At 61.0% G+C, this 24,607-nt stretch carries 21 protein-coding genes and 1 pseudogene; 11 read left to right on the top strand and 11 right to left on the bottom strand.

Annotated elements, in window-relative coordinates:
- Positions 1-32: 32 nt before the first annotated feature.
- From G442_RS0104645 to G442_RS0104630, 4 genes are all read right to left on the bottom strand, one after another.
- Positions 33-2,426 carry a TonB-dependent receptor gene (locus tag G442_RS0104645; RefSeq protein ID WP_246789327.1) on the bottom strand — a complete coding sequence of 798 codons (2,394 nt, stop codon included), beginning with the start codon at positions 2,424-2,426 and terminating at the stop codon, positions 33-35.
- A 167-nt stretch (positions 2,427-2,593) separates the two neighbouring features.
- A complete protein-coding gene (locus G442_RS0104640; RefSeq protein ID WP_026397048.1) occupies positions 2,594-3,082 on the bottom strand; it encodes an L-2-amino-thiazoline-4-carboxylic acid hydrolase in 489 nt (162 codons plus the stop codon).
- Positions 3,079-3,483, bottom strand: coding sequence for an ectoine synthase (locus tag G442_RS0104635; protein WP_026397047.1), 405 nt, complete (start codon positions 3,481-3,483; stop codon positions 3,079-3,081). The genes G442_RS0104640 and G442_RS0104635 overlap by 4 nt, the downstream gene beginning before the upstream one ends.
- A 46-nt stretch (positions 3,484-3,529) precedes the next feature.
- A complete protein-coding gene (locus G442_RS0104630; protein WP_026397046.1) occupies positions 3,530-4,162 on the bottom strand; it encodes a LysE family translocator in 633 nt (210 codons plus the stop codon).
- 121 nt (positions 4,163-4,283) lie between these two features.
- Here G442_RS0104630 and G442_RS0104625 point away from each other — a divergent pair, with 121 nt between their 5' ends.
- Positions 4,284-4,778, top strand: a complete 495-nt coding sequence (locus G442_RS0104625; protein ID WP_026397045.1) for an Lrp/AsnC family transcriptional regulator — start codon at positions 4,284-4,286, stop codon at positions 4,776-4,778.
- A gap of 88 nt (positions 4,779-4,866) precedes the next feature.
- Here G442_RS0104625 and G442_RS26085 read toward each other — a convergent pair.
- Positions 4,867-4,992: pseudogene (locus G442_RS26085) on the bottom strand (IS5/IS1182 family transposase); the annotation flags it as partial.
- A gap of 195 nt (positions 4,993-5,187) precedes the next feature.
- Positions 5,188-6,339 carry an FAD-dependent monooxygenase gene (locus G442_RS0104620; protein WP_026397044.1) on the bottom strand — a complete coding sequence of 384 codons (1,152 nt, stop codon included), beginning with the start codon at positions 6,337-6,339 and terminating at the stop codon, positions 5,188-5,190.
- Positions 6,340-6,441: 102 nt separating this feature from the next.
- On the opposite strand from G442_RS0104620, the gene G442_RS23850 reads away from it, so the two are divergent.
- Positions 6,442-7,086 carry a TetR/AcrR family transcriptional regulator gene (locus G442_RS23850; protein ID WP_051291911.1) on the top strand — a complete coding sequence of 215 codons (645 nt, stop codon included), beginning with the start codon at positions 6,442-6,444 and terminating at the stop codon, positions 7,084-7,086.
- 249 nt (positions 7,087-7,335) lie between these two features.
- Here G442_RS23850 and ccmB read toward each other — a convergent pair whose 3' ends face one another.
- Positions 7,336-8,004 carry a heme exporter protein CcmB gene (gene ccmB / locus G442_RS0104610; RefSeq protein WP_026397043.1) on the bottom strand — a complete coding sequence of 223 codons (669 nt, stop codon included), beginning with the start codon at positions 8,002-8,004 and terminating at the stop codon, positions 7,336-7,338.
- Positions 8,001-8,669, bottom strand: coding sequence for a heme ABC exporter ATP-binding protein CcmA (gene ccmA / locus G442_RS0104605; protein ID WP_456303701.1), 669 nt, complete (start codon positions 8,667-8,669; stop codon positions 8,001-8,003). Before ccmA ends, ccmB begins: the two co-directional genes overlap by 4 nt.
- 235 nt (positions 8,670-8,904) lie before the next feature.
- Here ccmA and acnA point away from each other — a divergent pair, with 235 nt between their 5' ends.
- The 4 genes from acnA to G442_RS0104585 all read left to right on the top strand — a co-directional run bounded on the left by acnA (position 8,905) and on the right by G442_RS0104585 (position 15,045).
- Positions 8,905-11,601 carry an aconitate hydratase AcnA gene (gene acnA, locus G442_RS0104600; RefSeq protein WP_026397041.1) on the top strand — a complete coding sequence of 899 codons (2,697 nt, stop codon included), beginning with the start codon at positions 8,905-8,907 and terminating at the stop codon, positions 11,599-11,601.
- On the top strand, positions 11,552-12,421 hold the full coding sequence (locus G442_RS0104595; protein WP_084440361.1) for an amino acid ABC transporter ATP-binding protein: 870 nt from the start codon (positions 11,552-11,554) through the stop codon (positions 12,419-12,421). The genes acnA and G442_RS0104595 overlap by 50 nt, the downstream gene beginning before the upstream one ends.
- Before the next feature lie 95 nt (positions 12,422-12,516).
- A complete protein-coding gene (locus G442_RS0104590) occupies positions 12,517-14,016 on the top strand; it encodes an ABC transporter substrate-binding protein/permease (RefSeq protein WP_035376214.1) in 1,500 nt (499 codons plus the stop codon).
- A gap of 132 nt (positions 14,017-14,148) precedes the next feature.
- Positions 14,149-15,045, top strand: coding sequence for a LysR family transcriptional regulator (locus tag G442_RS0104585; RefSeq protein WP_026397038.1), 897 nt, complete (start codon positions 14,149-14,151; stop codon positions 15,043-15,045).
- A gap of 36 nt (positions 15,046-15,081) precedes the next feature.
- On the opposite strand, the gene G442_RS0104580 is transcribed toward G442_RS0104585, so the two are convergent.
- The 3 genes from G442_RS0104580 to G442_RS0104570 form a co-directional block, all read right to left on the bottom strand.
- Entirely contained in the window at positions 15,082-16,065 is a 984-nt protein-coding gene (locus G442_RS0104580; RefSeq protein ID WP_026397037.1) for a hypothetical protein, read from the bottom strand.
- Between the two features lie 22 nt (positions 16,066-16,087).
- A complete protein-coding gene (locus tag G442_RS0104575) occupies positions 16,088-17,359 on the bottom strand; it encodes an AAA family ATPase (RefSeq protein ID WP_026397036.1) in 1,272 nt (423 codons plus the stop codon).
- Positions 17,360-17,466: 107 nt separating this feature from the next.
- Positions 17,467-18,054: a hypothetical protein gene (locus G442_RS0104570; protein ID WP_026397035.1), complete on the bottom strand. Its 588-nt coding sequence runs from the start codon at positions 18,052-18,054 to the stop codon at positions 17,467-17,469.
- 205 nt (positions 18,055-18,259) lie between these two features.
- Here G442_RS0104570 and rimP point away from each other — a divergent pair, with 205 nt between their 5' ends.
- From rimP to rbfA, 5 genes are all read left to right on the top strand, one after another.
- On the top strand, positions 18,260-18,901 hold the full coding sequence (rimP, locus tag G442_RS0104565) for a ribosome maturation factor RimP (RefSeq protein ID WP_084440360.1): 642 nt from the start codon (positions 18,260-18,262) through the stop codon (positions 18,899-18,901).
- Between the two features lie 94 nt (positions 18,902-18,995).
- Positions 18,996-20,555 carry a transcription termination factor NusA gene (nusA, locus tag G442_RS0104560; protein ID WP_026397033.1) on the top strand — a complete coding sequence of 520 codons (1,560 nt, stop codon included), beginning with the start codon at positions 18,996-18,998 and terminating at the stop codon, positions 20,553-20,555.
- 124 nt (positions 20,556-20,679) lie between these two features.
- Positions 20,680-21,282, top strand: a complete 603-nt coding sequence (locus G442_RS0104555) for an RNA-binding protein (protein WP_026397032.1) — start codon at positions 20,680-20,682, stop codon at positions 21,280-21,282.
- A complete protein-coding gene (infB, locus tag G442_RS0104550; RefSeq protein ID WP_026397031.1) occupies positions 21,283-23,949 on the top strand; it encodes a translation initiation factor IF-2 in 2,667 nt (888 codons plus the stop codon).
- Entirely contained in the window at positions 23,946-24,383 is a 438-nt protein-coding gene (gene rbfA / locus G442_RS0104545; protein ID WP_026397030.1) for a 30S ribosome-binding factor RbfA, read from the top strand. The genes infB and rbfA overlap by 4 nt, the downstream gene beginning before the upstream one ends.
- Positions 24,384-24,607 lie beyond the last annotated feature (224 nt).

Below are 24,607 nucleotides of genomic sequence, written 5' to 3'. Positions count from 1 at the left end.
GCGGAAACGGCGTCGTCGCGACAGGACTGCGATTAGAATTCGGCCTTGATGGAACCGAAGAATTGCCGAGGCGCGCCAAGCAGGAAGGACTGGTAGCTATAAGCTCCGGTCGCGTTGGACAGCGGATTGCCGTTCTCGCCCATGGTGCTGATATATCTGGCGTTCGCAAGATTGCTTACTGTAAGGGACAGAACCAGATTTTGTACAAAATTCAGATCATGGATTTTCTGTCCGATATGATCGAAGCGATAGTCGACGCCTAAATTCGCCAACCAATAAGCGGGAGCTTTCGAGTCTCCGACATAGCTGAAATTGCGGCTTCCCATACGGGTTGCGTCAATCCAGATCGTCGCACCGCTCCAATTGTAAGAAAGGCGAGTTTTATACATGAAGCGTGGGTAATTGACCACCTGCTGCCCCTTCAGGGCGTAGGTCACCCCCAGGCTGGTAAGATTCTGGTCGTATGTGGCGTGATCGTAACTTATGCTATTGTAGAATTCCAGTCCAGATATGGGACGAATTGTCAACCCGGCGTCAACGCCGTTCATAGTGACTCCTCCGACATTTGCGACAGAAGAGACGGGGTTGATTAGGGAGCCTGACGTGACCTGCTGGAGCCGATTTTCGAAGTTGGTCCGGTAGGCATACAAAGTCGCCGCGATCATATGGTCTGTATAGTGATAGCCAACCGCATACGTCCAGGCCGTTTGCGGCCGTAACGTTTTGACGGAAGCGTCATACGCCGATTGTAGAACGGCGAACGGAGAAGTCGACAGCTTGTATCCCGATTGTGCATAGGTGTGGACGTTTTCAGAGATATCCGCAAATAATTCATGACCCGGCAAAAAACGCCATGCCAAGCCGATATGGGGGAGAAATGGCTTGACGATTGTTTGTCCAACGCCACTGGTGATCGGCTCTGTCGATCCATAGTAATCGGGGTTCAAATATCCATTGCCAACCCGCGTCGTATTCAGGAGGGATTTGAAACCAAAATGTATATCGATATTGCGAGCAGGGTGATATGTATCCTGGAAAAAAGTCGTGAAAGTGTTTGTGTTATACGTCTGACTGAATATTTTTGCGAACGGATGAGAGAAATGACCAAGATCGTTCACCAGGGAGCCAGACAGAACTCCGTCGACAAGGTTTGGCTCTGAGTATGAATACATTGGTGAGTAATAATGATTGTTTTCGTACCAAACGCCAACGCCAAAATCATTATGGGCGATATTGTAGCGCAAGGAGGAAAGAATTCCGAAGCGCAGAATTTCTGGCTGTTTTACGATATCGCTAAGAGGAGAACCGTTGGGAGACGGCCAGTAGGGTGAAACCCACGTTGTCTGGTTCTGCTGGTTGTGCCCGTAAATGGTGCTTGTCCAACGAAGCCGATCGGTCAGGGCAAGGTCAGCAGTTAACCCGCCGAGATAGTCTGTGTTGTTTGTTCCGCCGGAATAATAAGCAGCGTCGAGAGGGTCGGACAATGTCGCGATGCGGGGAGTGTAGATGCCTTTCGCCGCATTGATGGCTGTCTGATAACCAGAAATCCGTCCATTTTGGTAATAATTTTGATTGTATCCAAGCTTGTCAAGCATCTCAAAAGAGTAGTCGTCATAGGTGTTCTGATGCAGATCGCTCCAGTTGAAAAACGCACTGATTTTACTGCGTTCACCCAATGGTTGAATGAACTTCGCATTGACCTGCTGGATGAATTGCTCGCCATATCCTTTCCACATGCCTGTGTCGTTTCGCATATAGGAGACAAAGAACTTTGTTCCTGATGGCGTTAATTTTCCAGAGTCGAAACGCAGGAATGTGTGATAGAGATCGTTGCTTCCAAATGTCTGGACGATCTTGCCGCCAAGTTTATCCTTGGGATCCAGAGAGATATATTCAATAGACCCGCCAAGGTTGTTGGTGGCGGCGACTGTTTCAGCGCCCGCAGAACGTGAGACGTCCATGCGGCCGACATTTTCCGATGAAATGGCCTGCAGCGGATTTAAGCCATTGTAATTTCGATAACTCATCTCACCCAGGGGAATGCCATCGAGCGTCATGCCGACTTCCTGTTGCTGGAAGCCGTGCATCATCAACTGGGCGGACCAGTTGTCCAATCCCTGGGGATCATTGGATTGAAACATTACGCCGGGCAGGGCTCCGAGAACCTTCATCGGATTTGTGCCGGGAATGGCGTTGGCGATCATGCTGGCGCCGACAGTAATTGTTGAGCTGCGGTAAGGCCTCGCCACGACCGACAAAGATTCCGCCTTCGTGGCGGTCATGCCAGTTCGTGCAACTGACGGGCGGACCTGCGCTTTCATGGATGACGGGACAGGCGATGACGTGCGCTCAGCGTGCGACTGTGCGCGATGGTGACCTGTCTTGGAAGCGGCATATGCTGTGGCGATGGTGAGGGTGGTCGCCAATACAGAGGTTCCTGATATCAGTACAGACCGATGTATCGATGGTTTCATATTCGTCTTCCTTCTGTCTTGTAGGTGGGGTGGCTGTGTAAACCGTGATGTTTGTAAATGTATTATATTGCGAAACCGAAACATAATAGGGGTGGCGGGTGACTCAAATTTATTTTGCGCTACTGATCGCCGTTCGACGCGTTGTTGAGAGTGAAACGGAAATCACAAAATTTGGCTCCCTCCATAATCGTCTGGGTTCGATGGAACGTGATGCGTGGATTGATTCCTTGGCAGAAAGAGCCATCACGCTGGCATGACATGACGCCGCCCAGAAAGCCGATCCCCATGTCCTGATACATCTCTGCGTAGCGGCAACGTGTGACATCGAAGGACAATTCCGACTCGCTGCTGGAAATCAGATCGAGTTCCAGAGCGTCGTCCTGCGTCCACAATTTAAGGATCTCCATTACATCGAGCAGGTCTGGGGCATGGTCGAACCCAGTCGCCATGGCCTTTCCCTGGGAGATTGCTGATTGGGTGACCGCAGCGCGAATTGTCTCGAGCGCGATTTTCGCCCCATGAGTCGAAAGAAGCACGTCGTACACATCTTTCAAGATCGCGGCTTCTATACGCCTGCGGGTCAGGATCGGTGTAGCGTGATCGGTCATTCGGAACTCTCGTCGGCTATGGTGGGCTCGTATCCGCCGTCGACATGTTTTTCCGTGCCGGCCAAGGCCGGAGAAAAAATGCAAACAAGGCGGAGGGAGCCAAGTGTCGCTCGAAGAATATGCCGGTCGTTACGATCCAGAGCGTAAAGCACGCCGGGACCGATCGGATGGACTTCGCCGTTGGCGAGATTTACGACCTCGCCACAGCCCTCAAGGCAATAATTCGCTTCGAGGTGGTGCCGGTATTCGAGCGTGAGTTCGTGTCCTTCCTGCACGACGGTCTCATGCAGCGAGAATCCCATCTTATCAGACGCGAGGAGAAGGCGAGCGCTCTCCCATCCATGTCCGTGTCCGTAACGGCCGGGGGTGTTGCGCATGTCCTGTGCGGTTCGTACGATCATTGATTGCCTCCCTTATGCGCCGTCTGGTTGAGGTATGCACCGTGGGTCAAGCTGGCTTCTTTGTTGCGGCCAGACGTATCGCAAGGGCGACAAGAGCCGTGGCGAATATAGATTGCTGTAGAGTATAAAGGCGAGGATGTTGCTTTATCCAGCATCCGATTTTCGTTCCGCTATAGCAATAAAAAAAATCGAACAAGGCACCGACCATAACAAGAATGACGCCCAGAAACATAAACTGTTCGGTGACCTGCGCTCTGGCGGTGATAAACTGGGGTAAAAGAACAGAACAAAACAAAAGTGATTTTGGATTTGTCGCGTTTGTAACGAATCCGGTCCTGAAAGCCTGCCAGTAGTCCTTTCTGGGGCGCCGCTTACTGGCGTCTCCCAGGATGGGGCTAGTGCGTGCCGCCAGGGCAATCTTCACTCCAAGATAAAGCAGGTATAGCGTTCCAGCAAGACGCACGAGGTCAAATAACCAGGGAGATGTGACCAGAAGAGACGCGAGACCAAGGGCGGCGAGAATTACATGCAGAGCGCGGGCGACGCCTAGTCCGGCGGCGGTCGCCAGAGCGCGATTTGAACCTTCGACGCTCCCGGTCCGCAGTAGCAGGATCATATCGGCTCCGGGTACCAGGTAGGCAATCATGAGTGCGCCGAAATACAGGGGAATGTCAGACATATGGCCTCCGCTCTCGTAAAGAGGATAGACGAGAGGCGGCAAGCATGTCCTTGCGAAGATTTTTTATTTCGATTATGAAATTGGAATTATCTGCCACTTTAGATGTGCGGTGAGTATATTTATGCCAATTCTGTCGCTAGACGCTATCGATATGCGTATTCTTTCCGCCCTTCAGTGGAATGGACGCCTTTCGAATGTGGATCTGGCGGTGGAGGTTGGTCTGTCGCCATCGCCGTGCCTGCGGCGCGTTCGTCTCTTGGAGGAAGGCGGTTATATTTCTGGGTATAGGGCGATGTTGGGGAGAGAAAGTCTCGGTTTGGGTCTTACTGTTTTTGTAGGAATTAAAGTCGAGCGGCATGACGACGAGAGCGCGTCGGCGCTCGAAAATAAGATCGACTCCATGCCGGAGGTGGTCGCCTGTCACCTGGTTTCAGGTGAATCTGACTATTTGTTGGAGGTCGTGGTGCCGGATCTTGTCTCCTATGAGCGTTTTTTAAGAAATACGTTGCTGAAATTGCCGATGGTTCGCGACATCACCAGTAATTTCGCCATTCATCGCGTTAAGTCGGAGTCTCCGCTGCCGCTGACGCATCTGGTTAAATCTGCGGGCGCTTAAGAGTGATAAGATTGTCTCTGTTGCCTGGGGCGTCGATCAGAAGCGGTAGATCTTGACGTTACTTTTTACTTGAGGGTGTCGTGTTGCTGTCGGCCCCTTGCTCTGGCGGCAGGGAGAGAGCCGCCGCCTTTCCCACCGCATCGACAATGGCGTGGATTCTCTTGGTCAGTCCGCCACGGGAGCGTCCGATGGCCTGATCCGCACGACTTTTTTTAGGCGTTTATATACTTTGCAAACACGACCTAATTTCATGACGTTTGCGTACAAAAAAGCGTTTATGCCGTTTACAAATATGGTGACAGGCGAGGATCTCTCGCCGTCCGCATTGTGAGAGGTCAAACGCCTGAGGCAGACGATATGACGGCAGTCGATCCGGGTTGTGCGGCCCCGTGGAGAAAACTCGATTCTCTCAGGTCTTATTGGGAAAGAGGTATTTGCGGGAACTCAACAGAATTTGCCAGAGAACCCGACGCCCCCATAGAGAAAGGCGCGTCGAAGGGACAAACAATTGAGACCGCAGAACGACGAACCTCTGATGTTTTCTGACGAACGGGCGCAGTTTCGCTTCGAAAGCTTGGAGGGCGGCGTTGACGTCGCCGTTGCAGGATTTGAGCGAGTCCCCCAACGCCAGTCCTCCGATCATGCCAACCGACGCGCCCATACCGGAATATAGGGTGAGGCACCACGCTGAATCTCCCAGAAGGAGAACGCGCCCTTTCGACCAGCGAGGCATTTTGACCATCTGAACGGAATCGAACAGGAAGTCGTCTGTTGCCGCGAGATCCTCCAGGACTCTCGAAACAATCCCGTCGATGTCCAGATCGACGAAGATCTGTCGCAGAGTTGTAAGGGGATCCTTCTTCGACGCCGCGGTCGGGTTTTTGGTCCGATAAGAAAAGAGGGCGGTAGAAGGACGCCCTTCGAGGGGAAAGACGGTCAGGGTTCTTCGCGTGTCGGCCAGCATGAGACCGTCTCCGTCCTTGAAGCCCCGGACCGGTCGACGCAGTGGAAAGGCGCACAGCATTGTTCCAAGGGAGTGAAAGAACGCCTCGTCCGGTCCGAAGACCAGTCTGCGCACGGTAGAGCGAACGCCGTCCGCACCGATGACGAGGTCGTAAGCTTCAGTCGTTTCCTGACCGCCGTCGGAACGCAAGGTGACCTGCGCCTGTGTGTTTCCAGTCACGATCGTCTGCGGCACCGTGCCGAACCGCACCTCGACCCTTCCCTCGACACCGCGCCAGAGGGCTTCTTCGATATCCCCTCGGAGTACCGCGATGGGCGCGTCTGTCTCCCGGGTGAGATCGGCGATTCGTCTGCGGCTGCCATCCTTGCGAACATCCCAAAATCGAATGTTCTCAGGCGTCCGCTTCTCCATGATGTCGAGAACGCCCAGAGCCTCCGCCGCATCCTTGCCCTCATCTCGAAGGCCGATGAAATAGCCGCCCCTTCGTCGTTCTGGCGCGCGCTCGATTATGACGGGCGTCCAGCCCTGACGTTTCAAGGCGATGGCCGCCGACATGCCGGAAATCCCAAGACCTACGATCAGCGCACGTTGTGTCATATACCCGGATAACCAGTGAGAGTGCTGCGTTGATCTGAACGTTGCATAGATTGGTGAAGGCATCAATCTGAACATCATTTAGATTGATGCGGAGGAGGCAGCATGGTTTCAACGGAGCGTGACAGCTATCATCATGGCGACCTGAGAGCCGCGCTGATCGAGGCGTCTGAATCGATTATTCGAGAAGAGGGCGTCAAGGGGTTTACGCTTAGAAAAGCCGCGAAACGCGCTGGCGTGTCGCCGGGCGCTCCCTCTCATCATTTTAAAGGGACGAAAGGTCTGCTGACCGCCGTCGCCATCCGGGTTTTTGAACGGCTTGGCGCGGAACTGGCGATCTTGCCTGTTTCCGACGTTCCTGCTCGGGATTTACGTATGCAGGCGGAAGGCTACGTGACATTCGCCACACGAAATCCCGGATTGTTCCGCCTGATCTGTCGTGTCGATCTCATTGACTGTCATGATCGGGACTTCAGGGAAGCGTCTTTCAATGCCTTGATGAATTATGGAAATGCAGCAGCAGCTTACTTCGGGGAGGATCCTCCGGACCGCGCTGCACGTATCTTCCGTCCTTATCTGGCGAGCGCATTCGCGACGGTGCACGGATTGGCCCATATGATTCTGGAGGGACGCCCTGCGCTCCTGTTTGACACGCCGAATCCTGCCGAAACATTTATCGAGACGACATTGCCGTCAATCCTGTTGGCCACATGGCCAGACCGGCCTTGTCAGGTGCGACATTCTGCGTGAGACAAAGAAATCCTCGTGCAAAATAAGCAGATTCAGAGCTCTTGAGAAATTTTTGAAGCTTTGGGGCAGGTGGGTATATTTGTCATTTATATAACTTGTAGGAGTTAAAGATCGGGGCGAGGTCGCTGATTCGAAAATCCTGACTCCATGGCGCTGTTTTCGAATCGCGTAATTTGAAAACTGTTTTGGAAATACTCACCCGTTCAAACATTTGCGGTTGAGCGGGAAATGCTTTCGGAAGAGCGCGGATCACTCCGCTGCCGCGCGCAGCCCGGCTCCGGCGGCAAGCGGCGCCAGCGGCAGAGCCCCTGCGAAGAACGCCAGCAGCAACTCGAGATCTGGCGCGAAGGGCAGACCTGTCCGCGCAGCGTCCACCGCAGCCGCACCAAAGATCAGGCCGGGCGTCGCGAGCGGCAGAACCAGCAACGGAAGCAGCACCCCGCCGCGCCGCGCGCCCAGCACGATCGCCGCAGCCATACCGCCCAGCAGCGAGAGGATGAGGGTTCCCGGCAACAGCCCCGCCAGCAGCACGGGCAGAGTGGCGAAGGGCAGGCCGAGCATGATCGCCAGCGGCATGGCCGCGATCAGCAGCGGCAGGCCCGTCGTCAGCCAATGAGCGGTAATCTTGGCCAGAGCCACCAGAGACGGCGGCAGCCCGAGCAGGAGCAACTGGTCGAGCGACCCGTCCTCAAGCTCCGCGCCGAACAGCCTGTCGAGCGGCAGCAACGCCGCCAACAGGGCGCAGACCCAGATGACCCCGGGCGCCATGCGGCGCAGCAACTCGGGGGAGGGGCCTAGCGCCAATGGAAACAGCGCGCCCGCAAGAATGAAGAACAGCACCGCGCCCAGCGTGTCCGCGCCGTGCCGCAGAGCCAGGCGCAGGTCGCGCGCGACGATGGCCCAGAATATCGCGATCATGCCCAGGCCCCCGCAGCGCCCCAGGCGCCGTCGATCGCGGCTTCAAGCGGCGCGCCTGGCAACGCCAGCGCGCCTGCCTCCGGCAAGGGGAGCGGCACGTGCGTCGTTGCGATCACCATGCCGCCCGTCCGCCTGTGCAACGCCAGCGCCTCGCCGAGTCGTTCGACCGCGCGAGCGTCCAGCCCGAGGCTGGGCTCGTCGAGCAGCCAGAGAGCCGCGTCCGCCAGCACGATGCGGGCCAGCGCCGCGCGCCGCTTCTGCCCAGCGGAGAGCAGGCGCGCGGGCAGTTCCCGCAACTCCAGCAGTTCGAACGCCTCCAGCGCGGGAGCGAGCGGGCGGCCGCGCGCGAACAAGGAAAGGTTTTCCGTCAGGGTAAGGCCCGGTTTCAGGGCCTCCTGATGGCCGAGATAGGCGATATGCCGGGCGTGCATGCTTCGGTCTTCGAAGGCGTCCGCCCCATGCCACAGAATCCGCCCTGAATCGGGTTTCCGCAGGCCCGCCAGCACGCGGAGAAGGGTGGATTTTCCGGCGCCGTTCGGCCCGGTCAGCAGCATTGCGTCCCCGGCGTCCATCGCGAGGGAGACGCCGTCGAGCACCAGCCTTTCGCCGCGAAAGACCGAAATCTCCTCGACGCGCAGCGGCCGGGAGGACTCCTGCTTAGAAATCGGACCGATCCCCTATTTGTGACCGTGCGCCGACCCTGTTTGGCGGCTGCTCGCGTTCTCGTGGTCGCCGCCGCGCTTGTGTCGGAGACGGCTCCCGGTATGTTCTAGCGCCGATCGTAGATCAAGCCGGCGGCCCCGTTTGGGCGGGGCCAAAAGCAGCCTCGTGGAAGCGCGGGGCGGTCTTGGCCGGTTTCGACATGCCAGCGGGATGCTGTTGTCGCGGAGGGAAGTTTACATGAAGTCGGTTGGGCACGATTCGCTGAAAACCGGGCGCGAGCTCAAGGTTGATGGCAAGACCTATCACTATTTCTCGATCCCCGAGGCCGAGAAGACCATTGGCGACGTCAGCCGCCTGCCGGTCAGCCTCAAGGTGCTGCTCGAGAACGTTCTGCGTTTTGAAGACGCGCGCTCCTACACGCAGGACGACGCCAAGGCGATCGCCGGCTGGCTGCCCGCAGGCAGCAGCACGAAGGAAGTGCCCTTCAAACCGTCCCGCATCCTGATGCAGGACTTCACCGGCGTCCCGGGCGTCGTCGATCTGGCCGCCATGCGCGACGGCATCGTCGATCTGAAGGGCGACCCGGAGAAGGTGAACCCGCTGGTTCCGGTGAACCTGGTTATCGACCACTCCGTCATGGTCGACGTCTACGGTACCAAGGACGCGCTGCAGAAGAACATCACCATCGAGTTCGACCGTAACGGCGAGCGTTACGCCTTCCTGCGCTGGGGTCAGGAAGCGTTCAAGAACTTCTCGGTCGTTCCGCCCGACACCGGCATCTGCCACCAGGTCAATCTGGAATACATCGCGCAGGTCGCATGGACCGCGGAAGTCGGCGGCAAGGAATACGTCTACCCCGACACGCTGTTCGGCACGGACTCCCACACGACAATGGTCAACGGCCTTGGCGTGCTCGGCTGGGGCGTGGGCGGCATCGAAGCGGAAGCGGCCATGCTGGGTCAGCCGATCGCGATGCTCATCCCCGACGTCATCGGCTTCAAGCTGACCGGCAAGCTGCCGGAAGGCGCGACGGCGACCGACCTCGTGCTGACCGTCACGCAGATGCTCCGCAAGAAGGGCGTCGTCGGCAAGTTCGTCGAATTCTTCGGACCAGCCCTCGACCATCTCCCGGTCGCCGATCGCGCCACCATCGCCAACATGGCCCCGGAATACGGCGCGACCTGCGGCTTCTTCCCGGTCGACAAGCTGACGCTCGACTACCTGCACGAGACGGGCCGCGACGCGCACCGCCTGAAGCTGGTTGAAGAATACTACCGCGCCCAGGGCATGTTCCGCACGCCCGAGATGGCCGATCCGGTGTTCACCGACACGCTCGAGCTCGACCTGTCCTCGGTTGTTCCGTCGATCTCCGGCCCGAAGCGTCCGCAGGACCGCGTCGTGCTGACCGACGCCACCTCGGCGTTCGAGAAGGAACTGACGGCTGGCCTCGGCGTCCCCGCGAACGACATCGACAAGAAAGCGTCGGTCGCTGGCACGAACTACGAGATCGGCCATGGCGACGTCGTGATCGCCGCTATCACGTCGTGCACCAACACCTCGAACCCTGCCGTGCTGATCGCCGCCGGTCTCGTGGCCCGCAAGGCCCGCGCCCTCGGCCTGACGCCGAAGCCGTGGGTCAAGACGTCGCTGGCTCCCGGATCGCAGGTCGTCACCGACTACCTGAACCGCGCCAACCTGACCGAAGACCTCGACGCGATGGGCTTCAACACGGTCGGCTACGGCTGCACCACCTGCATCGGCAACTCTGGCCCGATCGCCGACAACATTGTCGACGCCATCGAAGGCAACAAGCTGGTCGCAGTGTCGGTTCTGTCCGGCAACCGTAACTTCGAAGGCCGCATCTCTCCGAACGTGCGTGCGAACTATCTCGCCAGCCCGCCGCTGGTCGTTGCGTACTCGCTGCTCGGCACGATGCGTCAGGACATTACGACGGCCCAGATCGGCACGTCCAAGGACGGCAAGCCGGTCTATCTGAAAGACATCTGGCCCTCGAACAAGGAAATCGCGGACCTGATGGGCTCCGCCATCACCCGCGAGCAGTTCATCGAGCGTTACGCGAAGGCGTCGATTGGTCCGCAGGAATGGCAGGACCTGAAGGTCGCGACCGGGTCGCAGACCTACGCATGGGACGGCAAGTCCACCTATGTTCAGGATCCGCCGTACTTCAAGGGCATGGGCGTCGAGCCTGCGGCCGGCGCTGGCGACGTCAAGGGCGCGCGCATCCTCGCGCTGCTCGGCGACAACATCACGACCGACCACATCTCGCCTGCTGGTTCGATCAAGAAGGATTCGCCCGCCGGCAAGTACCTGATCGAGCATGGCGTCGAGCCGAAGGACTTCAACTCCTACGGATCGCGCCGTGGCAACGACCGGATCATGGTGCGCGGCACGTTCGCCAACATCCGCATCAAGAACGAGATGCTTCCGGGCACCGAGGGCGGGCTTTCCAAGCACTTCCCTGACGGCAAGGAAGGCTTCATCTACGATGTGGCCATGCAGTACAAGGCCGAGGGTACGCCGCTGGTCGTGTTCGGCGGCAAGGAATACGGCATGGGCTCGTCGCGCGACTGGGCCGCGAAGGGCACGCTGCTTCTGGGCATCAAGGCGGTCATCGCCGAGAGCTTCGAGCGTATCCATCGCTCCAACCTCGTCGGCATGGGCGTCCTGCCCCTGCTCTTCAAGGAAGGCACGACGCGCAAGACGCTCAACCTGAAGGGCGACGAAGTCATCGACATCGTCGGACTGGAGACCATCACGCCGCGCATGGACGTGACGCTGGTGATCACCCGCGCCGACGGAACGAAGGACGAGGTGCAGCTGCTCTGCCGCATCGATACGCTGGACGAAGTCGAATACTACCGTCATGGTGGCATTCTTCAGTACGTTCTGCGCGGGATGCTTGAGGCTGCCTGAGACCACGTCGTTCTCTGACAACCAGGAAAATGCCGGTCCGGTCCCCACCGGGCCGGCTTTTTCTGTTGAAACGGTCCTTCGGGCCGAATCGATCTGCAAGACGTTCGACGGCCACAGGGTGTTGCGCAACGTCTCGCTGACCGTCGAACGCGGCGAGCTTGTGTCGATCATCGGCCCTTCGGGCTGCGGTAAATCGACCTTTCTGCGCTGCCTGAATTTCCTTGAAATTCCCGACACCGGCGCAGTCACCATCGCCGACGACAGCATCCGCCGCGACGGCGGTCCATGGCGTTCGTCTGACGAGGCGCAGGCGCATCAATTGCGCGCTCATGTCGGAATGGTCTTCCAGTCCTTCAACCTGTTCCCGCACCGCACCGTCCTCGACAACGTGATGTTGGCGCCGCAGGTGGTGAAGCATGTCGCGGCGTCGGTGATCGAGGCCGAGGCCCGCGACCTGCTGGCCAAGGTGGGGCTGGAGGCTGCGGCGCTGCGGTATCCCGCAACTCTTTCCGGCGGTCAGCAACAGCGCGCGGCGATCGCGCGCGCACTGGCGATGCGCCCCGACGTGATGCTGTACGACGAACCCACATCCGCGCTCGATCCACGGGTTGCGGAAGAGGTGCTGGAAGTCATGCGCGCGCTTGACCGCGAGGGGATGACGCAGATCGTCGTGACCCACGACATGCGCTTCGCCCGCGCCGCCTCTGACCGCATCGTGTTCATGGAAGCTGGCGAAATCGTTGAGATCGGCGATCCGGACGAAATCTACGTCAATGCACATGATCCGCGCACCCGCGAGTTTCTCGGGGCGTCGCTGTGACGGTTGCCGCCTGTCTTGTGTCCCGCCAGACGTTCCGTCGGTTCGTTTGCTTGGCCAGCCGTTTGATCGCCTGTGGTCGGATTCCGGTTGTAGGGCTGCTGTTCGCCTCCACGGTTTTTCTGGCGTTGAGCCCGGTCGCCCGGGCCGAAGCGCCCCTGCGCTGGGCTTCCGACGGCACGGCCAACGTGCCCTTCACGTTTCACGATCCGGCCGAACAGACCCGGATGGTCGGGTTCGAATACGACATCATGGCCGAAATCGGTCGTCGTCTGTCACGCGATACCCAGTTCGTTCAGAACGATTGGGACGGCCTGATCCCCGGATTGCAGCGCGGCTTCTACGAAATGGTCGCCGACGGGATCGAAATGACGCCCGAGCATATGGAGGCGCTGGATTTCAGCCGCCCCTATTACGTGACGGCGGAGCGTATCGTCGTACGCCGGGATCAGGCTGGTCTGGATTCGTTCGAGCGTCTGGGCGGGCATGCGGTCGGCACGATCAAGGACACGCTGGCGGAACGGATGCTGCGTGATCGGTCCGACGTGAAGCTGAGTTCCTATGACGAGGAATCGAACGCGTTCTCGGACCTGAAGGATGGGCGCCTCGACGCCGTACTGCTCGACGGTCCGATCGCGCTTTATTATGGCGAGGCCGATCCGGCGTTGCGGATCGTCGGTCCCCCGATCGGTCATCTCGCCTACGGCGTGGCGTTCAAGAAGGGCGCCAATCAGGAACTCCGGCGCCGCGTCGATCAGGCGCTGCAGGACATGGTCGCCGATGGGGCGCTACACCGCATTTTGGCCCGCTGGAACCTGTGGACGCCGGAAATGGTGGAGTGGACGGGCGACCGCACCAACCCCAATATCGCGCCGACCGAGTGGGAACGCTATCTCGCCGCCACCGCTCCGACGCCGGGGTGGGAGGCGCGGTTCTATCGTTACGTCGGCTTCCTGCCGCTTCTCGCGCGCGGCGCGGCGCTGACGCTTGCGGTTTCGGCCTGCGCCATGGTGCTCGCCGTAGGGCTAGGCCTCGCGCTGGCGTTGACGCGGCGCTATGGGCCGACATGGCTCGCCTCCCTTGCGACGCTCTATGTCGAGATTATCCGCGGAACCCCGCTGCTGATCCAGATCCTGTTCATTTTCTATGGTCTGCCGGGCATCGGCATCCGGCTCTCGCCTTTCGTCGCGGGCGTGCTCGGCCTTGGCCTGAACTACGCAGCTTATGAGGCGGAGAATTACCGCGCCGGTCTGCAATCCGTGGCGAGGGGGCAGATGGAGGCGGCTACAGCGCTCAACATGACCCACGCTCAGGCTCTACGGTATGTCGTGGTGCCGCAGGCCTTCCGCGTCGTCGTGCCGGTGATGACCAACGACTTTATCTCGCTCCTGAAAGATTCGTCTCTGGTCAGCATCATCACCCTGACCGAGTTGAGCCAGACATATGTCCGGTTGTCCTCGACCTATTTCGATTATTTCGGCACCGGTCTGATGGTCGGCGCGGCGTATCTGCTGCTCGGCCTGCCCTTCGTAAGGCTGGCGCGCATGGCTGAGAAACGGCTGGCGGTCAGCGAGCGCAAGGGACTGGGGCGGCGCTGATCTCCGGTGTCGCTATGCTGCATGAACGCAGCCATTGCGTTTTTGGCATGCCGGTCTCTCATATCTTCATATTGTGTATGAATACGGAAGCGGACACGATAGGACACATTTCCTCTCGCCGCGGCATGTCCAATGGATCTTCTTTCAGCTTTACACAGTTTCGTACGCGTCGCCGCCACCGGCTCCTTTTCTGCGGTGTCCCGCGAGACGGGCGCCAGCCAGCCGACAATTTCGCGTCACATCGCGTTGCTCGAATCGCATTACGGCACGACGCTGTTCGCGCGGACGACGCGAAGTCTGATGATGACCGAAGATGGTCGCAGCCTCCTTCCTCACGCTTACGAAGTGCTGGAAATTCTGGAGACGGCGGAGACCGTGCTCGGGCGACGTCGCGCTTCGGTGTCGGGGCTGGTCCGCCTTGGCGTCACGACGGCGTTCGGTCTTTATCTGACGACGCGCATCAACGAGTTGCTGCAACGTCAGCCTGAGCTCTCCGTCGAGCTGGTGATGCGCGACGGCTTTGGCGATCTGGTCGAGGAAGGCCTCGATCTTGCGATCCGCGTGGGCGAAATCGCCGAGGGATCGCTGATTGCGCGCAAACTTGGATCGGTGCACCGCGCTCTTGTCGCGTCCGCGAAGCATTTCACGCCACGCGGAGAACTTGAGCACCCGCGCGACCTCGCAGACCAGCATTGCGTCGTCTACACATACGGCGGCGGGCGTCAGGACTGGCATTTCTCGAACAACGGCGAAGAAAGCGTGGTCGCGCCGCACACCGTATTTCGCGCGAACAGTAGCGAAGCTGCGCTTCATGCGGTGAGCGCGGGCGTCGGCGTTGGGCTTCTGCCTGAATTTCAGGTCCGGGATCAGATTGCCTCAGGCGAATTGATCCGGGTGCTTCCAAGCTGGGACGTGCCGCCTATGCCGCTTTACGCCGTCCACACCGGCCCTCGCACGCTCCCGCTTCGCACCCGGACCGTGCTGGATTTTCTCGTGGAAATCTCGAGTTCGATTCTTCGATCGGAGTGATCCGGCCTTAAACGGCTGGCTCCGGGACGTCGGATATCAACCTTCGTGATATCCGGGGTCCTTGGAGCCTGGGCGCGGGTCGTCGCTCGGCTGCAGTTTACCGTTATAGCCGTTGAGCAATGTCGGGGACCACGCGACGATCCAGTCGTTCACCTGCTTGACGAAGCGGCCCGCGAACGGTGACAGCCCGATGCCCTGTTTCGACCAGTCGGCGAGAATGGTGCTCAGCTTCGTCTCGCCCCGTTCCGCCGGACTGATGGCTGTCGCCACGGCCTGAAGATTGACGCTGCCGTCCTTGCCCCGGACGATGTGCGCCCACGTCGCCACCACCATGACCGTAGGCATCGGGAAGCCGAGCACACGCAGTCGCTCGAAGGCGAGATTAAGGTCCGGCGCAGGAACGGTGACGTTAGGGCCGAGCATCATCGGTCCGGTGGACAGGCAGTCCGTCACGCCGGGCGCTGGCGTGGTCAGGCGATTCATATACGCGGCGTCGTCATGGCACGTGGGTTGCAGCGGGCCGGATTGGTCCTTGGGTATAGCCGCGGTGCTTGCGCTGGCGATGACCACGCCGGTGACGACGCCGCGGTCCGTGCGCACGAACACGTTGCTGAGTATCTCGCCATGTGCGCCGATCTGCGTCGACAGGACCGGATGCCATGTTCCTGCTGGGAGCGGCAACTGACGCCCGGCGAAGGGAACGATGTCGTGCAGGTCTGTGTCGATGGGCGGCGCAGACGACGTTGCGGGCACGCCGCCGGACTGCGCGCCGGGACCGCCGCCCGGACCGGGCGCCGCCGCTCCGCTCCCGCCGGAGTCGTCGCCATCGGCGGCGGGCGCGGCTGGGGCGTCGCGACCAAGCATATGGTCAATGTAATGCGTGACGGTCTGGAGGCGGGGAACCACGCGCAACAGCCAGGCAGCCGGGTAAAACAGCGCGACGATCGTAAAGAAGATGGTCGCGAAGAGGGCCGTTCGCCACAGAGGCGCGCGAACCCATAAACGTGAAGCGGCGGACATGGATCAGATCGGAGCCATCGTGTCAGGGCGTCAGATAGGCGCGATTGGGAGAAACAGGGTCGGCGGCAATCTGCGCCGTGACGCCTTCATCTTCTTTGACGATGCGCACCATCTTTGCGCCCTGCTGTCGCGCGACGATAAGGGATTCGCTGATCATGTCTTCGATCGAGCGCACAAGGTCGCGCGCAGAGGCGGCGTCGCCCATGCGGCTCTGTCTGCGCATCACGTCGATCAGCAACGCTGGATCGATGCCGCCGGTCTCAACCTTCAGGCCATAGCTCTCGATCATCGTCTCGATTTCGAGCGCGGAGACGCGGGCGATATCGAGTCCTTTGAGGGCTCGGAAGACGAAAATGCGATCCAGGCGGTTCAGCACTTCCGGCGCGAATCCGGCCTGACGCAGCGCTTCGACCGATTCCGCGCGCATGCGATCCGGATCGTCGACCAAGCGATCTGCGATTTCGGTCAGCGCCTCGGTCGCGATGTTGGAGGTCAGGACGAAGATCGCCCGCACCGTGGAGACTTGAGCGCCCGTGGACGCCTCCGTGACGTGTCCGTCGTTCCACGCCGTGAGGAATTTCTTGAAGACGTCGGGATGCGCCTTCTCGATTTCGTCAAGCAACACGACCGCGTCCGGCTTTTCCTTCAGACCGCCGGTCAGCTTGCCGTAGGTATCGGAGCCCACATAACCCTTGGGCGAACCGAAAAGCTGCGTCGCGGCGTGCGGGCTGCTCATCTGCGTCATGTCGAAATGCAGCAGCGGGCGCTCGAGCTGTTTGGCGAGCTGTTTGGCGAGGTATGTCTTGCCTGTGCCTGGAGGTCCGGCCAGCAGGAAGATCCCGACAGGCTTGCCGCGCACCTGTAGGGCGAGGCGGCGGCGGAGCTGACCCGCCATATCCTCGCAGACCTGATCCTGCCCGATGACGCGGGCGCGCAGATTGGCGGCCAGCTCCTCGGCGTCGATGGTCGTTTCCCGCTGTTCTCGGGCCATCATTTCTTCAAGAGCGTTGCGGTTGGTCAGTCGAGCCAGAACGTCCATCATCCACCCCCGTCTGCGAAGAAGCCCGCGACGCGCCATTCGCTCGGCGCGCGTTTCGAACAACAGTCCCGCAATGGTAAAAAATCCGCCGACAGCCGCCAGCACCGGCCACGCGGGCTCGCACCATTTCATGAAATGGTCGAGGCTGGCGAGCGAAAGATGCAGGCTCGCCGCAGCCTGAAGACTGGCCAGTATCAGAAAGATGACCATCATAACCGGCATGAACCGGTTAAGCGCGGGAAGCAGGCCCTTCATATCATATTATCCCGGTCTTGCGGCGCAGAATCATCGGGTCGCGCGGCGCGGCGGCCTCGTACGTCCAAGCAATGATGCAGCGTGAAAAGCTCAATGGAACACCGCGTTCATTGCGCGACCACGGTCATGGTCAGGTACTCGTCGCGATGAATGGTCGGCAGCAGCGTCGGCCCGAGCACCGTCAGCGCGCCAGGCTGCATGCCCGTCACGCCGGGGTCCGACACGGGGGATATCTGCACTTCGCCGCTGATAAGGATCGGGAGAACGACGGACACAGGATTCTGCGACAACGTGACCATTTTCGTCACGACGCCTGATTGAACCGACACTACGCCGCCCGCTCCGCTGGCGTCGAAGATGGGCATCGTGACCAGTCGATATTCACGCCGCTTGATTCCTGCGAGGATTCGCGCCTGATCACTGGCGGAATATCCAGCGTTTTGCAGCGCCTGCTCTGCATGTTCAGGCGCGATCAGCGCGAATTCCGCGCCGAAGGTGAGCTGTCGCCCGGCGGGCTGCGCCGTTTTTTCCTGCCCCTGCTGCTGCGCGGTGGGCGAACTGGAGTGGTTTAGCCACGCGCCGCCGCCAGCGATCAGCGTGATGCCCGCGACCGCCGCGACGAGCACACGCAACCCGGACGAGTTCGCCTCGGTCTGCGGTTGTAATTCGCGAAGGGGGTCGGGGCCCTGATTCATGGCGCTTATGAGACATCTTGCCCCCGGAAGGCGCAAGGGATTTACCTCTAAAATGGGCGTAACGTGACGTATCGAAGCGAATCTCATTCACCAACGTTCACGGCGCTTTAAGTCTCGGGGCTGCTCGTCCGGCGGATGGTTCTTGCGGTTGGAGGACTTATCGCCTACATTGACGCAATTCCTTTCATCTTCCGCTTTTTGGGGGGTGGCCGTTTTGGCCGCCTTTTTTGTTTTGGACGAAGATCTCTCTACGCATACTGGTCTTGAGACGCGAATCGCGGCTCTTATCGCGCCGACGCTCGTCGATCTCGGGTACGAAATCGTGCGCGTCGCCGTGCTCGGTCGTGACGTGCCAACGGTTCAGATCATGGCGGATCGTGCGGACGGCTCGCAAATCACTGTGGATGACTGTGAACAGATCAGCCATGCGGTCGGAGCCGTCCTCGACGTCGAGGACCCGATTCCAGGCAACTGGACCCTTGAAGTGTCCTCGGCGGGCATTGATCGTCCGTTGACGCGCGTCAAGGACTGGGTGCGCTTCGCCGGGCACCTCGCGAAGGCGGAAGTCAATATCCCCGTCAACGGTCGTCGTCGTTTCTCGGGTGTCGTGCTTGGGGGCGATGAGGCTGGCGGCCGTTTGCGGCTGGACGACGGTAGTGAGGTGGTTCTGCCTTTCGCGGAACTGCGCAAGGCCAAGCTGATTCTCACCGATGCGCTCATCGATGCGGCGCAGCGCGAGGCTGGCGTTGAGCCTGAGGGCGAGGCCGAGACGTCTGAGGACGTGAGTTCATCGGCAGCGCCCACAGGGCGCGGTCGTCAGAAGAAGCCGGGCGCCCGTCGGCACTGAAACCCGGGCGACCGGAGGCTTGGCCGTGACTGCGGTGCGTCTCCGGATGTATGAATTTGGGCCGTTCGGTCTGTGTGTGGAGTGCTGAAGAGTCATGGACACCTCCGTTTCCCGTCCTGAGCTGCTGCTGGTGGCCGACGCCGTCGCGCGTGAAAAGCTGATCGATCGCGACGAGGTTCTCGAGGCGATGGAGCAGGCCATCCAGAAAGCCGGTCGCGCCAAATACGGTCACGAGAAGGACATCCGCGCGACGATCGATCGTCGTTCGGGCGAGGTTCGTCTGTCGCGCTGGACCGAGGCGGTTGAGGTCGTCGAGAACGAAGAGACGCAGATCCCGCTGCATATCGCGCGCAAGTTCAAGCCGGAAATCCAGCTGGGCGAGCATCTTGTCGATCCGCTCCCGCCGATCGATTTCGGTCGTATCTCCGCGCAGACCGCCAAGCAGGTGATCGTGCAGCGCGTGCGTGAGTATGAGCGCAAGCGCCAGTATGACGAATTCAAGGATCGCGTGGGCGAGATCGTCAATGGAACGGTCAAGCGCACCGAGTACGGCAACCTCATGGTCGAGATCGGCTCCGCCGAGGCGCTGCTGCGTCGCGACGAGTTGATCCCGCGCGAGGCGTTCCGCAACTCCGACCGCGTGCGCGCCTACATCTACGATGTGCGTGACGAGCCGCGCGGCCCGCAGATTTTCCTTTCCCGCACCCACCCTGCGTTTCTTGCGAAGCTGTTCGCGCAGGAAGTGCCGGAAATCTATGACGGCATCATCGAGATCAAGGCCGTGGCCCGCGATCCGGGCTCGCGCGCCAAGATGGCTGTCATTTCCCGAGACGCCTCCATCGATCCGGTCGGCGCTTGCGTCGGCATGAGGGGGTCGCGCGTGCAGGCCGTTGTCGCGGAGCTGCAGGGCGAGAAGATCGACATCATTCCTTGGAGCCCGCAGGCCGCGACCTTCGTGGTCAACGCGCTGGCTCCTGCCGAAGTGTCGAAGGTCGTCATGGACGAAGAGGCCGGCCGAGTTGAGGTCGTGGTGCCCGACGAGCAGCTCAGCCTCGCCATTGGTCGTCGCGGTCAGAACGTACGTCTGGCGAGCCAGCTGACGCGTTGGGACATCGATATTCTGACCGAGGCCGAAGAGTCGGAGCGTCGTCAGGAGGAATTCCGTCGCCGGTCCGCGCTGTTCGTGGAGGCGCTGGACGTGGACGACGTCATCGCCGGCCTGCTGGTGACCGAGGGTTTCAACACGATCGAGGAACTCGCCTACGCCGAACAGGACGAGCTGATCGGCATTGAAGGCTTCGACGACTCGGTGGTCGAGGAACTCGTCCGTCGTGCGGAGACCTATCTGGCGCAGAAAGAGCAGGAACTGGACGACAAGCGCGTCGCGTTGGGCGTGTCCGACGATATCGTGGCGCTGAATGCGTTCACCAACCAGATGCTCGTGGCGCTTGGTGAAAAGGGCGTGAAGACGCTCGACGATCTGGCCGATCTGGCGGGCGACGAACTGATCGAAATCCTCGGGACCGACTCGATCGATGAGGAAACGGCCAACGAGATCATCATGATGGCGCGCGCGCACTGGTTCGAGGGTGAAGACGGCGCCGAAGTTGCTGGCGAGTCGGGGGAGGCTTCTTCTGAGCACGAACCCCAATGAGACAAATCGTCACATCCATGCTATAAGCACTGCGCAGTCCTCATCTTCGGGTGAGGGCGACGCAACGGCTCAGGTCGTCGGTGCCGATGGTGGCGACGACGATGGCGATGATGAAAAAGGGCCGCTGCGTCGGTGCATCGTCACGCGGGAGCGTGGTGCGCCGGAAACGATGCTGCGTTTTGTCGTTGGACCCGACCGGGTCGTGGTTCCCGATCTCAGCGCGCGGCTGCCCGGACGGGGAATGTGGTTGAGCGCTCGGCGGGATGTGCTAGAAACCGCCCGGACTCGCGGAGCCTTCGCCAGAGCGGCGCGCGATCAGGTTGTCGTCCCTTCCGATCTGGCCGAAGTGATCGAAATCGGATTGCTGCGTCGGCTTACCGAGATTCTGGGGCTGGCCCGCAGGGCCGGACAGAGTGTATGCGGCTACGCAAAGGTCCGGGAGTGGATTGAGGCGCGGCGCGCTGGAGTGATCGTGCAGGCGTCTGACGGCAGCGTCGACGAGCGCGCCAGGATTATGTCCGGCGCACGCGACCTGCCGGTGGTTGCGTCCCTTGCGGCTTCGGCCCTGGGGCAGGTTTTTGGCCGCGAGCGTGTTGTGCACGCGGCGTTGCAGGCGGGGCCGCTGGCTTCGCGGCTGCGACATGAGAGTGAGCGTTTCGCGGGGATGGCCAGCCGGTCCGCCCCGCTTGCGTCGGGCAGGTCCGGCGATGGGGTAACAGGCGGGTAAATGAACGAAGGCAACGATCAGGATCAGGGTAAGGGACGTCTTTCCCTTCGGCCGGCGGGCAGTTCGACGGTAGGGCACACGGTCGACGCCGGTTCCGTACGCCAGAGCTTCAGCCACGGTCGTTCGAAGGTAGTGCAGGTTGAAGTCCGCAAGACGCGGGCGCCGAAGCCTGGCGCGAGCAAGCCCGGATCGGGCGGCGGGGGGCGTGGCGCAGGTGGCCGCGGGCCCATCCGCGGGCTGACGCCCGCCGAGATCGCCGTGCGTCAGCGCGTGCTCGAAGAGCAAGCGGAACGAGAGGCTCAGCGCATCGAGCAGGAGAAGATTCAGATCCTCTCCGCCGCCGAGGAAGCGCGTCGTCGCGAGGAAGAAGAGCGTCGCGCGGCTGAGGAGCAGGCTGCGGAGAAGGCCCGCGAGGAAGCTGAGGCGCAAGCCGCAGCCAGCGCAAAGCCCGCCGCCCCGGCTCCTGTTGCGCCCGAAGAGCGCGGCCCGGTTGTGTCGGCTGTGCCTATTCCTGGCGAGGTTACGCTGGCGCCGCCGACGGATCGCGTGATCCCGCTGGCCGAACGCGCGATCATGCCTACCAAGCCGCTGGTTCCATCGCGGGCCCCGGCGTCTCAGCCGTCGACTCCTGCTGGCGAAACCCTGCGTCTGCGCACTGCTCGCGAAGGCGAAGACGATCGTCGCGGCCCTGCGCCTCGCAAGGGCGCCGGAGCGCCGCCGCCGCGCAAGAGCGCGGGCGCTGGCGCGAAGAAGGACGGCGGCATTGGTCGCCGTTCGGGGCGCATCGACGTTCAGGCGGCGATCGAAGGCGACGACGACAAGACCCGCTCGCTGGCGTCTGTCCGGCGTCAGCGCGAGCGTGAGCGTCGTCAGGCGGAGCTGGAGCGTCTGCGCGCGGATCAGGTGCGCGTCGTTCGCGACGTCGTGCTGCCCGAGACGATCACGGTTCAGGAACTCGCCAACCGTATGGCGGCCCGTCAGGGCGAAGTCATCAAGGCGCTGATGAAGATGGGCGTCATGGCGACCGTCACGCAGACGATCGACGCCGACACGGCCGAACTGGTCGTGCAGGAGTTCGGTCACCGCGTGCGCCGCGTCGCCGACAGCGATGTGGAAATCGGCATCGAGGGCCTTGAAGACACCGAAAGCGATCTGCAGCCGCGCGCGCCGGTCGTGACCGTCATGGGTCACGTCGATCACGGCAAGACGTCGCTGCTCGACGCGCTGCGCACCACCGACGTCGCCTCGGGCGAAGCTGGCGGCATCACGCAGCACATCGGCGCGTATCAGGTCACGCTCGCCTCCGGCGCGAAGATCACCTTCATCGACACGCCGGGTCACGAAGCGTTCACGGCCATGCGCGCCCGCGGCGCGTCGGTTACGGACGTGGTGGTGCTGGTTGTCGCCGCAGATGACGGCGTCATGCCGCAGACGGCTGAGGCGATCAAACACGCCAAGGCTGCGAACGCGCCGATCATCGTCGCGATCAACAAGGTCGACAAACCTGGCGCCAACCCGGAACGGGTCCGTCAGGAACTGCTCAGCCACGAGATCGTCGTGGAATCGATGGGCGGCGACGTGCAGGACATCGAGGTTTCGGCGCTCAAGCGCACTGGCCTCGACAAGCTGGAAGAGGCGATTCTGCTTCAGGCCGAAATTCTCGACCTGAAGGCCAATCCTGATCGCGCCGCCGAAGGCGTGGTGATCGAGGGCAGGCTGGATCGCGGACGCGGTCCTGTCGCGACTGTGCTGGTTCAGAAGGGCACGCTGCGCAAGGGCGACATCGTGGTGGCCGGGGCCGAATGGGGCCGCGTTCGCGCGATGCTCGACGACCGCAGCCGCCAGATCGACCTCGCCGCGCCGTCGACGCCGGTGGAAATCCTCGGCATCGCGGGCGTTCCTGACGCAGGCTCTCCCTTCGTCGTGGTCGAAAACGAGAACCGGGCTCGCGAGATTTCCGAGTTCCGTCAGCGCAAGATCAAGGAACATGCGGCGGCCGGGCAGACGGCTGCGCGCGGCACCCTCGATCAGATGCTCGCCCGTATTCAGGCTGGCGCCCAGAAAGAGGTCGCTGTTCTGATCAAGGCGGACGTGCAGGGTTCGGCCGAGGCTCTCAAGGCTACGGTCGAGAAGCTGGCGCATGAGGAGGTCGCGGTTCGCGTCCTGAACGCCTCTGTCGGTCAGATCACCGAAAGCGACATCCAGCTCGCCAAGGCGTCCGACGGCGTGATCATCGCCTTCAACGTCCGCGCGACGTCGCAGGCGCGCGAGATGGCGCAGCGCGACGGCGTCGACATCCGTTACTACTCGATCATCTATCAGGTGGCGGACGATATCGAGCAGTTGGTCAAGGGCAAGATCGCGCCGAAGCATCGTGAGAAGTTCATCGGCTACGCGGAAATCCGCCAGGTGTTCAACATCACGAAGGTCGGCAAGGTCGCAGGTTGCTACGTCACGGAAGGCGTCGTTCGTCGCGGTTGCGGCGTGCGTCTGCTGCGCGACGGCGTGGTCATCCACGAGGGCGAACTCAGCCAGCTCAAGCGCTTCAAGGACGACGTCAAGGAAGTGGCCCGCAATTATGAGTGCGGTCTCTCCTTCGCTGGCTACAACGACCTGCGTGAAGGCGACGTCGTTGAGTGCTTCGAGATGGAGCTGGTGCCCGCGTGAGCCGCTCGTCTCCGAAACGTCCAGACGGAAAGGGGCCGGCGGGGCGACTCGCCGGCCTTTCCTCTTCGGGGCCCTCTCAGCGACAGTTGAGAGTTTCCGAAGAAGTGCGCCGCGTTCTGGCCGAACTTTTTGCGCGCACGACCTTTCGCGATCCGGAGCTGGAAGGGGTCATGATCACCGTGACCGAAGTTCGTATTTCTCCGGATCTGAAGCACGCGACCGCTTTCGTCGCGCGGCTTGGCCGCACGGACGTGGAGGCGGTGTTGCCTGCGCTCAAGCGGGTAGCGCCCTATCTTCGCACGCAGCTTTCGCACACGCTTCGTCTGCGGATGGCGCCCGAGATTCATTTCCAGCCGGACACGGCGCTGGATTATGCGATGGAAGTTGACGCGCTGCTGCGTCGCCCAGAGGTCAAGCGCGATCTGGACGAGTGACCTTAACGGTCTGCGTCCGGGGATTTCCTTTCAGGATCAGATGTATTCTGGCGCGCTCTCAGCGTGAACAGATTGCCTTGCTGGCGCGCTGATTGCGCGCCTCCCGCGCGGGCCCTGTTGTCATCTCTGGCACGCAGTGACATTTTGCTTCTCCCAATGATCTGGGGCTTTGGTCGCCGCGCGACCCCGCTATGCTGCGGGCCCTATTTCGAGTTTTCAGGCAG

Source organism: Acetobacter nitrogenifigens DSM 23921 = NBRC 105050, assembly GCF_000429165.1.
Classification (GTDB): Bacteria; Pseudomonadota; Alphaproteobacteria; order Acetobacterales; family Acetobacteraceae; genus Acetobacter; species Acetobacter nitrogenifigens.
The sequence above is the reverse complement of the archived record's forward strand: the minus strand, read 5'-3'. Positions and strand labels throughout refer to the sequence as shown.